This window comes from Xanthomonas hortorum pv. cynarae (genome assembly GCF_002939985.1).
Classification (GTDB): domain Bacteria; phylum Pseudomonadota; class Gammaproteobacteria; order Xanthomonadales; family Xanthomonadaceae; genus Xanthomonas; species Xanthomonas hortorum_D.
Window position 1 is genome coordinate 136305 of the sequence record NZ_MDFM01000002.1, and the last position, 12100, is coordinate 148404.

The window sequence follows — 12100 nt, forward strand, 5'->3', positions numbered from 1 at the left end:
CGCTCAGGCCGCATCCGCTGCGGCGGACGCCTGCAACAGCGATTGCCGTGCAGTCACTTCGCTCAGCAATGCACGCAGACGTGGCTGCGTTGCACCCGCCAGCAACGGCGTGAGCTGTTGCAGAAAGCCGGCATGTCCGCCGGCAATCGCACGGCGCATCCATTGCTCGGCCTGATCGATGTCGCCACCGTCTGCCAGCAAGGTCGCATAACCCGCCTGGCCGCGAAAATCGCCTGCTTCTGCGGAGCGGCAATACCAGTCGCGCGCAGCGATTGGATCGGCATCGCAGGCCAGTCCTTCATCCAGATAACGCGCCAGAAAGTTCATCGATTTGGCATGCCCGCGCTCGGCAGCAGTGCGGTACAGCGCCAACGCCTGCGCGTGGTCCTGCGCCACGCCACGGCCGGAGCCGTACAGATGCGCGAGGTTGTACATGCCCCAATCCAGCCCGTGCTCGGCGGCGCGGCGATACCACAGCGCGGCCAATACGATGTTGCACGCGGTGCCGAAGCCCAGTTCATGGCAACGCCCCAGCTGATTCATCGCTTCCGCATGCCCTGCATTGGCGGCGACTTCGTACCACAGCATCGCCATGGCCGGATCGGCCGCAATGCCCCGACCTTCGGCATAGATCTGCGCGAGCAGCAGCTGTGCCTCCACCTTCTGGCGTGCAGCGGCCTTGCGCAGCAGTGCCACCGCTTGATCGGGTTGGGTGCGCAGCAGGTCGATCAGCTGCGCGGTGTCCGGTGCGGGCTCAGACATCGGCCCATTGCCGCAACAGGTTGTGATACACGCCGGTGAGCTGAATCAGCGAGGGATGGCCGGGGGTGTCTTGCGTCAGCCGGCGGATCGAGACATCCAGCTCGAACAACAGGCGGCGCTGCGCATCGTCGCGCAGCATGCTTTGGGTCCAGAAAAAACACGCCACGCGGGTGCCGCGGGTCACCGGCATCACCCGATGCAGGCTGGTGCCGGGATAGATCACCAGGTGCCCGGCCGGCAGCTTCACCGATTGCGTGCCGTAGGTGTCTTCGATCACCAGCTCGCCGCCGTCGTAGCTGTCCGGGTCGCTGAGAAATAACGTGGCGGAAACGTCGGTGCGCACAGGGTCTGCGCCGCCGCGACTACGGTCGTAGCGGATTGCGTTGTCGACGTGATACCCGAATGATTGCCCGCCGCTGTAGCGATTGAACAATGGCGGATAGATGCGCCGTGGCAACACCGCAGAGAAGAACGTGCTGCTGCGCGCCAGCGCCTCCAGCACCAGCGCGCTGGCGTCACGCGCAATGGCGCTGTCTTCGGGCAGTTGCGCGTTGTCCTTGGCCTGCGCCGATTGATGGCCGGCGGTGATGCGGCCGTCTGCCCAGTCGGCCGCATCCAGCCGCGCACGCAACTCGGCAAGTTGTGCGGGAGTGAGGACATCGGGAATGGGCAGCAACATGCGCAGATCTCCACGCCGCCCGCACTATGCGGACGGCGTGCCGGAGGCTTAGAAACTAAAGGTGGCGCTCAACACCGCCGAGCGGCCATCGCCCGGCAGCGCCCAGCCATTGCCGGCAGTGACAGTGCCTGCCGCGTTGACGGTGAGGTTGTTGCGGATGCTGGTGTAGTACTCCTCGTCGAACAGGTTGTTGACGTTCAACTGCAGGCTGAGCCAGTCGTTGACGCGCAGGCCGACCATCGCGCGGTGCACCCAGTAATCGTCGGTCTTGACGTAGCCGGCCGCCGAGGAATTATTCGGATAGAAGCCACCCTGGTAGGTGACGCCGTAGCCGAAGGTCCACTGGTTGAGCTGATAGGTGGTCCAAATGTTGCCGGCATTGCGCGGCGTCTGCACCAGCTCGCGCCCGGCGATGGGATCGCCGGTGAGGCTTTCGGTGCGGTTGGACACGCTCTGCAGCACTTCGCTATCGAGGAAGGTGTAGTTGGCGAAGATCGACCAGCGCTCGGTCAGGTAGCCGGCCGCGCCCAGCGCGATGCCGTCCACGCGGGCCTTGCCGTCCAGCACCTGTTCGGGGATCAGCGGGTCGCCGCTGTTGACCTTGTAGTTTTCGCGCTCGTTGCGGAACACCGCCGCGGTGAGCGCCAGACGCTCGTTCAGCACGTCCCACTTGCCGCCCAGTTCGATGTTGACCGCACTTTCCGGCTCGACATTGCAGTTGGCGCCCGCCGTGGCGGTGGCGATCGGCGTGCACGAGCCGTTGATCGAGGCCTTGGACGGCGTCTTGCTGTTGGCGTAGGACAGATACAGGCTGGCGTTCTCGACCGGCTTGAACACCAGACCGGCGCGATACGAGAACAGGTCCTCTTCGCTGCCGGCCGGGAAGCCCGGGGTCACACCAGTGACATTGCCGGCGGCGTTGACGGTGTAGGTGGTGCTGTCGCCTTCGTTGTGCTCGTAGCGGCCGCCCAGGTTGAGCATCCACTGCTCGTTGAACTGCAGCGTGTCGAACAGATACACCGCCTGATTGGTCAGGCTGCCCTTGCTGCGGCCGGTACGGAAGTAGTTCTGCGGGCCGGTCCAGATGTTGTACGGATTGTCGAACGACTGCAGCGGATAGGTGATGCCGGTGGTGGAGCCATCGGCATTGCGGAAGATCGAACCGCTGTTGAGTTCGAAGTCTTCCTTGCTGAAAGCGACGCCCGCGACCAGGCGATGCTCGATCGCGCCGGTATGCAAGGTGGCGGTCAGATCGGTCTGGCTGTGCGCGATGAAATTCTCGGTCTCGCGCACCAGGCCGCGCGGGCCGCTGTTGGGGTTCCAGGTGGCCGGCGGCTGGCCGACGCAGGCGCGGCCGGTATAGGCGTTGGTGTTGTTGGGCAGGCACCAGGTGCCTTCCGGCGCGGTTGCGGTGGTGTTCTGGTCCACGCGCTGCACGCGCGCCAGGCTGCGCAGTTTGACGTTGTCGTCGAAGTCCATTTCCAGCACGCCGGTGAGCATGTCCACGTCGATCTCCTGACGCGCCACGTTGCGGTAGCCGTAGTAGGTCTCGCGGTCCACGCCCGGCAGCGGGCCGTTGTTGAACGGGCTCAGCGCGAACGGCACGCCGTACTGCGGCAAGTTGTTGTCATGCTGGTGCAGGTAGCTCAGCGTAAAGCGCGTATCCGAGCCCAGGCCGAACGCGACCGACGGCGCAAAGCCCCAGCGGTGACGGAATTCTTCATCGCGGCCCGGCACGTCCTGGGTATGGCCCATCGCGTTCAGGCGCACGGCGGTGCCGTTTTCGAAATCGTAATTGCTGTCGGCAGTGAGCCGGCCGTAGCGGTCGCTGCCGCCACCGACCACGACATTGGTGAAGTCGCCCTGGCCGGCGGTCTTGGTGACCAGATTGATGTTGCCGCCGACCGAGCCGGCGCCGGACATGGCGGAGTTGGCGCCGTTGATCAGCTCCACCGCTTCCAGGTTGAAGGTGTCGCTGCGGCTGTACTGCGCGCTGTCGCGCACGCCGTCGGTGGTGATGTCGCTGCTGGCGGTGAAGCCGCGCAGGTTGATGCTGTCGCCATACCCGCCGCCGCCTTCGCCCGCGCCGAAGGTGATGCCGGGCAGGGTGCTCAGCACGTCGCGTAGCGATAGCAGGTTCTGCTGGTCCATGGTCTGCTTGGTGACCACGGTGATCGTCTGCGGCGTGTCGCGCAGGGCCTCGGTGTACTTGGGCGAGGATGGTTTTTGCGCGCGTTCCTGCTGCACCCGGATGGCATCCAGATCCACCGCGCCCGGAGGTGCCGGCGCATCGCCGGGCTGGGCGAAGGCAGGAGCGGACAGCGTCAGCAGCACGGCCGAGGTGAGCGGGGAAATCCTGGGAGTCATGAGGCGTCTCGAAGAGGAAAGCGAGGCTCCGGCCTAGCGACGGCTCGGCGGATGCGGGGATGGGGTGAGGATTGAAAAAGGTGGATCGACAGTGGGCGCTAGCTAGCCCGATGCGATGTGCTGGCGTGACCCGATGTCGCGCACGTCGAGGCGCCGCGCGGAAGGGCGCAGGCGGTGCAAACGCAGGAGAAAACGGTCTGGCAGAGCTGGGCGCATGGGATCGCAGGGCAGGCCAGTTGTTAAGAAGGCCTGAAGGGCTGCGATCTTAAATGCAAATCATTCTTCTTTGCAATCTTTGTCGTCGGCCGATGTCGCGCGGTGGTTCCCGCTGACCGAAGCGTTGTGGCAGAAAGGTTTGTGCGCTATTTGAATTAGCTGACCAAACTACAATTGGCGGACCAACCTACTTCCCGCCTGTCTGCGGGCCGCCGATCTGCCACTTCGCTGCAGGGCCCTTGCCCGCCCACCATCGCGGGACACGCCGCGAGCACGTTCGTGTAGCAGTGATGACTGCCGCATTAGCGGCTGATCTGCGACTTGGCTGCAGGGCCCTTGCCCACCCACCATTGCGGGACACGCCGCGAGTACGTTCGTGTAGCAGCGATGACTGCCGCATTAGCAGTTGATCTGCGACTTGGCTGCAGGGCCCTTGCCCGCCCACCATCGCGGGACACGCTGCAAGTACGTCCTTGTAAGCTCTTACGCGGCATCCATGCCGCGTAAGGTCCCGCGACGGTGGGCGGGCAAGGACCAGTGGAGATGGTCGGTGTGCATGGTTTTCAACAAAGCAACCGACTGACTTCTGGTGCGGTGTCCTCGCCGCTTGCGGGACCATGTGGCGGCATGGATGCCGCCACTGAGCCTCCAGGGACGGATTCACGGCGTGTCCCGCGAGCGGCGAGGGCACCGCGCGCTAGACTCACTAGGCTTTTTGACCTTGGCTTCTACGGCCAAAGCCACAACCACGATCACAGCCACAGCCGACCTGCCGCACTCACCGATCTCACCGCTCTCAGCGGTCGTCGCGTGCCCAGATGCCGCCGTGTTCGCGCTTGACGGGAAACTTGGGCACGGCCGTGTAGGCGGGTGCACACAGCGGGCGGCCGTCGCGGATATCGAAGCGCGCGCTGTGCAGCAGGCACTCGATGGTGCCGGCCGCCGGGTCGAACGTGCCCGGCGACAATTCGTAATCTTCGTGGCTGCAGCGGTCTTCCAGCGCATACAGCTCGCCGTCGAGGTTGAAGACCACGATCGGGGCGTCGGTCACCTCGTCCCAGACGGTTTGCAACTCGCCGGGCAGCAGCGCCTCGCTGGCGCAGACGAAGGTCCAGGTCTCGCTCACAGCGCTGCGCCGCCGAGCGGTTTTTCCAGCACTTCGAAGCGCAGATCCTGGCGCAGCGGCACGCCGAAGCGCACGTCGCCATACGGAAACGGCTTGGTGATGCCGGTGCGGCGATAGCCGCGTCGCTCGTAAAAGGCGATCAGCTCATCGCGGATGTCGATCACCGTCATGCGCATCACCGGTAGCTGCCACTCGCTGAAGGCGATGCGCTCGGCTTCGGCCAGCAGCGTCTTGCCGAGCCCGCTGCCTTGCAGCGACGGGTCGACCGCAAACATGCCGAAATACCCGGCGCCGTGGTCGTCGGCGATATGCGCGCAGGCGAGCAGTCGCCCGTCCTGTTCGACCAGCAGCACCAGGCTGCGGTCACGCAACAGGTCTTCGCGCAGCACGGCGGCATCGATTCGTGCGCCGTCGAGGAAGTCGGCTTCGGTCGTCCAGCCAACGCGGCTGACATCGCCGCGATAGGCGGACGTCACCAGCGATACGAGGGCGTCGATATCGTCGACGGTGGCGGTACGGAAAGTGGTGGTCTGCATGGGAGCAGTTTAGCGAGAATCGGGGATTGGTGATTTGGGATTGGCTGGAGCTTGCTCGTTGCGCTTAGAGATGCACTACATGCTTCTCCGGTGCGCGAAATCCACTGAGTTGCACACCGTCAGTCAACGCAGAAACGATCGGTCCGGGATCGAGCCCCTCTCCCATCGGGAGAGGGGTTGGGGTGAGGGTACGGAGCGAAGCTGCAGTGGAGCAGGATTACACGAGGCTTCGCACGTACCCTATCCGCCCCTTCGGGGCACCTTCTCCCGGTGGGAGAAGGAACTGCGATGTCTTGGAGCTCGAAGGGTTCAGTACTTACGAATCACGAATCACCAGCTAAAAATCCCGCATCACAATCCCGAATTACCAATCCCCACTCCCGGCCCCACATTCACCCCAGCAACGTCCGCACCTTCTTCAACGCAGCAACAAAGCGCTCGATCTCGTCGTGCGTGTTGTAGAACGCCAGCGAGGCGCGGCAAGTGGCAGCAACGCCGTAGTACTGCAGCAATGGATGCGCGCAGTGCTGGCCCGAGCGGATGGCGATGCCTTCCAGGTCGAGCAAGGTGGCCAGATCATGCGCATGCGCGCCTTCGATCAGGAACGAGACCACTGCGGCCTTGTCTGGCGTGGTGCCGAAAATGCGCAGGCCCTCGATACGCTGCAGTTCTTCGGTGAAGTGTGCGAGCAACTCGGTTTCGCGTGCTTCCACGTGCGCCAGCCCGACCGACTCCAGGTAATCCACCGCCGAGCCCAGGCCGATGAAACCGGCGATGTTGGGCGTGCCGGCTTCGAACTTGTGCGGGGCATCGTTGAACACCGTGCCCTCGAAGCTGACTTCCTTGATCATCTCGCCGCCGCCCAGAAACGGCGGCATTGCCTGCAAGTGTTCGCGACGTGCCCACAGCGCGCCTGTGCCGGTCGGCCCGCACATCTTGTGGCCGGTGATGGCGTAGAAATCGCAACCGATGCCGGCCACGTCGATACGCCGATGCGGCGCGGCTTGCGAGCCGTCCACCACGGTGACGATGCCGCGCTTGCGCGCCTCGCGGCAGATCTCGCGCACCGGGTTGACCGTGCCCAGCACATTGGACACGTGCGTGATCGCCAGCAGCTTGACCTCCGGCGTCATCGCCTTGCGCAAGGCATCCAGATCCAGCGCGCCGTCTGGGGTAATCTCGGCCACGCGGATGGTCGCACCGGTGCGTTGCGCCACCAGTTGCCACGGCACGATGTTGGCGTGGTGCTCCATGCGCGAAATCAGGATCACATCGCCGGCGCCCAGGCGCGGCAGCGCCCAGGAATAAGCGACCAGATTGATCGCAAAGGTCGTCCCGCTGCACAGCACCAGCTCGTCGGCGCGCACATTGAGAAAACGTGCGAGCTTGCTGCGCGCGCCTTCGAACGCATCAGTGGCTTCGGTGCCCAGCGCATGCACCGCGCGGCTCACATTGGCGTTTTGACGACGATAGAACTCGTCGGTCGCGGCAATCACCTGCAGCGGCTTCTGGCCGGTGTTGGCGTTGTCGAAATAGATCAGCGGCTTGCCGTGCACCTGCCGCATCAACAACGGGAAATCCGAGCGCACGCGCTCCCAATCCGGCGCGGCCAGTTGCGGGACGGCGGGCGCGTTCATGCCACGCCTGCCGAGGTCAGTGCGCGGTCCAGCTGCAGCGCCAGTACCGCAGTCAGCGCGGTGGGCAGCACGCGTAGCGGCTCGTGGCAGAACGCGGCGCTCAGCAAACGCTGTGCATCAGCCTGCGGCAGACCGCGCGAGCGCAGATAGAACAAGGCGTTGTCGTCGAGCTGGCCGACGGTGGCACCGTGCGCGGCCTGCACTTCTTCGGCATCGATCACCAGCACCGGCTGGGTGTCGATCTCGGCATTGGCCGACAGCAGCAGATTCTTGTTCGACAGCCGCGCATCGCTGCCGTCGGCACCGGGGCGAATGTGGATGCCGCCATGAAACACCACCCGGCTGCGATCGGCGCCCACGCCGCGCCAGACCAGCTCGCAGCTGGTATCGCGTGCAATGTGCTGGATGCCCAGACGCGTATCGACATGGCGGCGGCCGTTGCCGAGCAGCACGCCATTGGCGGTGAGCTGGGCATTGTTGCCCTCCAGGCGCACGTTGAGCTCGTGCCGCGACAGGTTGGCACCCAGTTCCAGGTCCACGCGCTGGTAGCGCGCATTGCGCGCCAGCACCGCATCGGTGCGCAGCAGCGACGTTGCGTGCGCGCTGTCGGCCTGCACGCGCGCATGCGACAACACCGCATCCTGGGCCAGATGCACATGCATCAGGCTGTTATCCAGATGCGCGGCATCGCCGACATGCAGGTGATGCTCGACCACGTTCAGCGCAGCGCCGGCACGCAGTTCGATCAAGTGGCGGTGATGCCAGGACAGGTCGTGCTCGCCGGCTACGCTGATAAAGACCAGCTGCAGCGGAATATCGATCTGCGCACCTTCCTGCACGCGCACCAGCACGCCTTCGTCGGCAAGCGCGGCATTGATGCGGGCGAAGATTTCATCGCTGCCTTCGAAACGGCGACCGAGCAGTTGCTGCGCGTCATCGCTGGCAGCCAGCGAGGCGGACAAGGTCTCCAGCTGCACGCCGTCGGGCAGTGTGGACAGGTCGCTCAGTGCGTCAGACGGGCGCCCGTTGACGAACACCAGCCGTGGCGAGGCGATATCGTCCAGCACGGAGGCATCGACCAGCGTCGGTACCAAGGGCGCAGTCTGAAAACTGCGCCGCTCCAGCTGCCGCAGCGAGGTGTATTTCCAGGCTTCGGCGCGCGGGCCGGGCAGGCCGGTCTGCAGCGCGGCATCGAGTTCGGCACGCCGTACATCGTTGCCGCAGAAACCGCGTGCGAGGGATTCCAGCAAGGCGCTCATCAGGCAGCCGCCTCGGGCACCACGCGGTCCTTGAGGAAGTGGTAGCCGTGCTTTTCCAGCTCCAGCGCCAGTTCCGGGCCACCGCTCTGCACGATGCGGCCTTCGGCCAGCACATGCACCACGTCTGGAGTGATGTAATCGAGCAGGCGCTGATAATGGGTGATCACCAGGAACGAGCGCTCCGGCGAGCGCAGCGCGTTGACGCCGTCGGCCACGCTCTTGAGTGCGTCGATATCCAGGCCCGAATCGGTTTCGTCCAGGATGGCGAGCTTGGGCTCGAGCACGGCCAGCTGGAAGATCTCGTTGCGCTTCTTTTCGCCACCCGAGAAGCCTTCGTTGACGCCGCGATGCAACAGCTCGTCCTTCAGATGCAGTACCGCCAGTTTCTGGCGCACCAGCTTGAGGAACTGCATCGAGTCCAGCTCTTCCTCGCCACGCGCCTTGCGCTGCGCGTTGAGCGCGGCACGCAGGAAATAGGTGTTGTTGACGCCGGCGATTTCCACCGGGTACTGGAAGGCCAGGAACAGGCCCGCAGCGGCGCGTTCTTCCGGCGGAAGGTCGAGCAGGTCCTTGCCTTCGAACTGCACGCTGCCTGCGCTGACTTCGTAGCCATCGCGCCCGGCCAGCACATTGCCCAGCGTGGATTTGCCCGCACCGTTGGGCCCCATGATGGCGTGCACCTGGCCCGGCTTGATGTCCAGCGACAGGCCTTTGAGGATTTCTTTGCCGGCGATGCTGGCGTGGAGATTGTTGATCTTGAGCATATTCGTATCCAGTGATTGAGCCCCTCTCCCGCCGGGAGAGGGGTTGGGGTGAGGGTTCGTGCGAAGCAGCGTGCTGTTTGGGTGCACATGGCTTCGCCCCGTACCCTCATCCGGCGCTGCGCGCCACCTTCTCCCGAGGGGAGAAGGGGAGAGGTGTCAGCCGACGCTGCCTTCTAAGGAAACTTCCAGCAGTTTCTTGGCTTCCACTGCGAACTCCATCGGCAGTTCGCGGAACACCTGCTTGCAGAAACCATCGACGATCAGCGACACCGCATCTTCCTGGCTGATGCCGCGCGCGCGGCAATAGAACAGCTGGTCGTCGCTGATCTTGGAGGTGGTGGCCTCGTGCTCGACGGTGGCGCCGGGATTCTTCACCTCGATATAGGGGAAGGTATGCGCGCCGCACTGCTTGCCGATCAACAGCGAATCGCACTGGGTGTAGTTGCGCGCGCCATCGGCGTTGCGATCCACCTTGACCAGACCGCGATAGGTGTTCTGCCCGCGCCCGGCACTGATGCCCTTGCTGACGATCTTGCTCTTAGTGCGCTTGCCGATGTGGATCATCTTGGTACCGGTATCGGCCTGCTGACGATGATGGGTGAGTGCCACCGAGTGAAACTCGCCCACCGAGTCGTCGCCCAGTAGCACGCAGGACGGATACTTCCAGGTGATCGCCGAGCCGGTTTCGACCTGGGTCCAGGTGACCTTGCTGCGGTCGCCACGGCATTCGGCACGCTTGGTGACGAAGTTGTAGATGCCGCCCACACCGTTTTCATCGCCCGGGTACCAGTTCTGCACGGTCGAATACTTGATCTCGGCGTCTTCCAGCGTCACCAGCTCGACCACCGCCGCATGCAGCTGGTTTTCGTCGCGCATCGGCGCAGTACAGCCTTCCAGATACGACACATACGCCTTATCCTCGCACACGATCAAGGTGCGCTCGAACTGGCCGGTATGGCCGGCATTGATGCGGAAATAGGTGCTCAGTTCCATCGGGCAACGCACGCCTTTCGGGATGAACACGAAGCTGCCATCGGAGAACACCGCCGAGTTGAGTGCGGCGAAGTAATTGTCGCCAACCGGCACCACGCTACCCAGATACTGTTTGACGATCTCCGGATGTTCCTTGATGGCTTCGGACATCGAGCAGAAGATCACGCCCTTTTCGGCCAGTTCCTTGCGGAACGTGGTGCCGACCGAGACCGAATCGAACACTGCATCCACCGCCACGCCGGCCAGCCGGGCACGCTCGTGCAACGGCACGCCAAGCTTGTCGTAGGTATCGAGCAGTTCCTTCGGCACGTCGTCCAGCGAGGCGTACTTCGGGCCCTTGGGCGCGGAGTAATAGCTCAGCGCCTGGAAATCGATCGGGGAGATCTGCAACTTCGCCCACTCCGGCATCGGCATCTTCAGCCAATGCCGATACGCCTCAAGACGCCAGTCGGTCATCCATTGCGGCTCTTCTTTCTTGGCCGACAAGGCACGGATGACATCCTCGTCCAGGCCGGGCGGGAGCGAGTCCGATTCGATGTCGGTGATGAAGCCGGCGTCGTAACGTCGGCCCAGCCGTTCGATAATCTCGGCGTTCTGCGGGGGAGCAAGTTCGGTGGCCATCGGGCTGCCTACAGGTCAGGTGGTCGCGACGCGTGCGGCGATGGGACGCCGACTGCTGTCGCCAGGGAGAGAGAGGGGCTGCAACATCTGCGCGAGCGTGACGCGACGCAATGCATCGCCGACCACGTCGTTGATCAAACGCCAGTTGGAGCGCACCCCGCATGTCTGCGCGATGCCGCACTGGCTGTGGTCCTGGCTGCATTCGGTGATCGCCAGCGGGCCTTCCATTGCCTCGACGATTTCAACCAGCGTGATCTCGCTGGCCGCGCGCGCAAGCCGGTAGCCGCCATGCACGCCGCGCAAACCTTCGACCAGGCCCGCTTGCGACAACGGTTTGAGAATCTTGCTCACGGTCGGCGCTTCCAGGCCGGCCTGCTCGGCCAGCTCGCTCGCGCTGAGCACCTGATCTCCGCGCGCAGCCAGTACGGTCAGCACGACGGTGGCGTAATCGGTGAGTTTGGTGACGCGCAACATGAGGAGGCCAGGTAAATCCTAAAGCGGACCGAAATTGTACTCTTTCGAGCGGGGCAGGGCCAACCGCGCGGTTCAGCCGCCGGCAAGCGTTGGACCTTGCCGTTGGCAATGCGCTTGTGCTTGGCGCATCGTCGCGCTGCGGTCACAATGAGCGGCCCCATCACTGGACCCCGTTCATGTCGCGCAAAGTTGCCGCCCGCAAGTCACGTATCCACGGCAATGGCATGTTCGCCCTCGCCGCGCTTCGCAAGGGCGAGCGCATCATTCAATACAAGGGGCGCCTGCGCACGCATGCGGAAGTGGATGCCGATGACACCGGCGATGTGGAAAGTGGCCACACCTTCCTGTTCACGCTCAGCGACGACTACGTGCTGGATGCCAACTACGAAGGCAACGTGGCGCGCTGGATCAACCACAGCTGCAAGCCTAATTGCGAAGCGGTGATCGAAGAGGCCGAAGGCGACGATCGCAGCAAGGACAAGATCTTCATCGAGGCCAAGCGTGCGATCAAGGCCGGCGAAGAGCTCACCTATAACTACGGCATCACGCTGGCCGAGCGCCACACACCGCGTTTGAAGAAGATCTGGGAATGCCGCTGCGGCTCCAAGAACTGCACCGGCACGATGCTGCAGCCCAAGCGCTGAGTACGCGTGCCGGCATTGCGAT

The 12100-nt window shown here is 64.0% G+C and carries 11 protein-coding genes; 1 reads left to right on the forward strand and 10 read right to left on the reverse strand.

The window, feature by feature from the left end:
* Positions 1-3 precede the first annotated feature (3 nt).
* The 10 genes from XcyCFBP4188_RS02005 to XcyCFBP4188_RS02055 form a co-directional block, all read right to left on the reverse strand.
* Positions 4-762 carry a tetratricopeptide repeat protein gene (locus tag XcyCFBP4188_RS02005; RefSeq protein ID WP_006450674.1) on the reverse strand — a complete coding sequence of 253 codons (759 nt, stop codon included), beginning with the start codon at positions 760-762 and terminating at the stop codon, positions 4-6.
* Positions 755-1441: a Fe2+-dependent dioxygenase gene (locus tag XcyCFBP4188_RS02010; protein ID WP_006450675.1), complete on the reverse strand. Its 687-nt coding sequence runs from the start codon at positions 1439-1441 to the stop codon at positions 755-757. The genes XcyCFBP4188_RS02005 and XcyCFBP4188_RS02010 overlap by 8 nt, the downstream gene beginning before the upstream one ends.
* Before the next feature lie 48 nt (positions 1442-1489).
* Positions 1490-3808: a TonB-dependent receptor gene (locus tag XcyCFBP4188_RS02015; protein ID WP_006450676.1), complete on the reverse strand. Its 2319-nt coding sequence runs from the start codon at positions 3806-3808 to the stop codon at positions 1490-1492.
* A 1012-nt stretch (positions 3809-4820) separates the two neighbouring features.
* On the reverse strand, positions 4821-5150 hold the full coding sequence (locus XcyCFBP4188_RS02025; RefSeq protein ID WP_006448901.1) for a non-heme iron oxygenase ferredoxin subunit: 330 nt from the start codon (positions 5148-5150) through the stop codon (positions 4821-4823).
* Positions 5147-5686, reverse strand: a complete 540-nt coding sequence (locus tag XcyCFBP4188_RS02030; protein ID WP_006448900.1) for a GNAT family N-acetyltransferase — start codon at positions 5684-5686, stop codon at positions 5147-5149. Before XcyCFBP4188_RS02030 ends, XcyCFBP4188_RS02025 begins: the two co-directional genes overlap by 4 nt.
* A 392-nt stretch (positions 5687-6078) precedes the next feature.
* Positions 6079-7323: a cysteine desulfurase gene (locus tag XcyCFBP4188_RS02035; protein WP_006448899.1), complete on the reverse strand. Its 1245-nt coding sequence runs from the start codon at positions 7321-7323 to the stop codon at positions 6079-6081.
* The gene (sufD, locus tag XcyCFBP4188_RS02040; protein ID WP_104591549.1) at positions 7320-8582 is read right to left on the reverse strand and encodes a Fe-S cluster assembly protein SufD; all 1263 of its coding nucleotides are present in this window, start codon (positions 8580-8582) and stop codon (positions 7320-7322) included. Before sufD ends, XcyCFBP4188_RS02035 begins: the two co-directional genes overlap by 4 nt.
* On the reverse strand, positions 8582-9346 hold the full coding sequence (gene sufC / locus XcyCFBP4188_RS02045; protein ID WP_006448897.1) for a Fe-S cluster assembly ATPase SufC: 765 nt from the start codon (positions 9344-9346) through the stop codon (positions 8582-8584). Before sufC ends, sufD begins: the two co-directional genes overlap by 1 nt.
* Positions 9347-9502: 156 nt before the next feature.
* Positions 9503-10960 carry a Fe-S cluster assembly protein SufB gene (gene sufB / locus XcyCFBP4188_RS02050; protein WP_006448896.1) on the reverse strand — a complete coding sequence of 486 codons (1458 nt, stop codon included), beginning with the start codon at positions 10958-10960 and terminating at the stop codon, positions 9503-9505.
* A gap of 15 nt (positions 10961-10975) precedes the next feature.
* The gene (locus tag XcyCFBP4188_RS02055) at positions 10976-11434 is read right to left on the reverse strand and encodes an SUF system Fe-S cluster assembly regulator (protein WP_006448895.1); all 459 of its coding nucleotides are present in this window, start codon (positions 11432-11434) and stop codon (positions 10976-10978) included.
* A 176-nt stretch (positions 11435-11610) separates the two neighbouring features.
* Here XcyCFBP4188_RS02055 and XcyCFBP4188_RS02060 point away from each other — a divergent pair, with 176 nt between their 5' ends.
* Positions 11611-12078, forward strand: a complete 468-nt coding sequence (locus tag XcyCFBP4188_RS02060) for an SET domain-containing protein (protein ID WP_006448894.1) — start codon at positions 11611-11613, stop codon at positions 12076-12078.
* The last annotated feature ends 22 nt before the right edge of the window (positions 12079-12100 follow it).

Coding starts and splice junctions, on each gene's coding strand:
- XcyCFBP4188_RS02030 (WP_006448900.1), bottom strand. CDS start 5,686: ATGCAGACCACCACTTTCCGTACCGCCACCGTCGACGATATCGACGCC.
- XcyCFBP4188_RS02055 (WP_006448895.1), bottom strand. CDS start 11,434: ATGTTGCGCGTCACCAAACTCACCGATTACGCCACCGTCGTGCTGACC.
- XcyCFBP4188_RS02015 (WP_006450676.1), bottom strand. CDS start 3,808: ATGACTCCCAGGATTTCCCCGCTCACCTCGGCCGTGCTGCTGACGCTG.
- XcyCFBP4188_RS02005 (WP_006450674.1), bottom strand. CDS start 762: ATGTCTGAGCCCGCACCGGACACCGCGCAGCTGATCGACCTGCTGCGC.
- sufB (WP_006448896.1), bottom strand. CDS start 10,960: ATGGCCACCGAACTTGCTCCCCCGCAGAACGCCGAGATTATCGAACGG.
- sufC (WP_006448897.1), bottom strand. CDS start 9,346: ATGCTCAAGATCAACAATCTCCACGCCAGCATCGCCGGCAAAGAAATC.
- XcyCFBP4188_RS02060 (WP_006448894.1), top strand. CDS start 11,611: ATGTCGCGCAAAGTTGCCGCCCGCAAGTCACGTATCCACGGCAATGGC.
- XcyCFBP4188_RS02035 (WP_006448899.1), bottom strand. CDS start 7,323: ATGAACGCGCCCGCCGTCCCGCAACTGGCCGCGCCGGATTGGGAGCGC.
- XcyCFBP4188_RS02010 (WP_006450675.1), bottom strand. CDS start 1,441: ATGTTGCTGCCCATTCCCGATGTCCTCACTCCCGCACAACTTGCCGAG.
- sufD (WP_104591549.1), bottom strand. CDS start 8,582: ATGAGCGCCTTGCTGGAATCCCTCGCACGCGGTTTCTGCGGCAACGAT.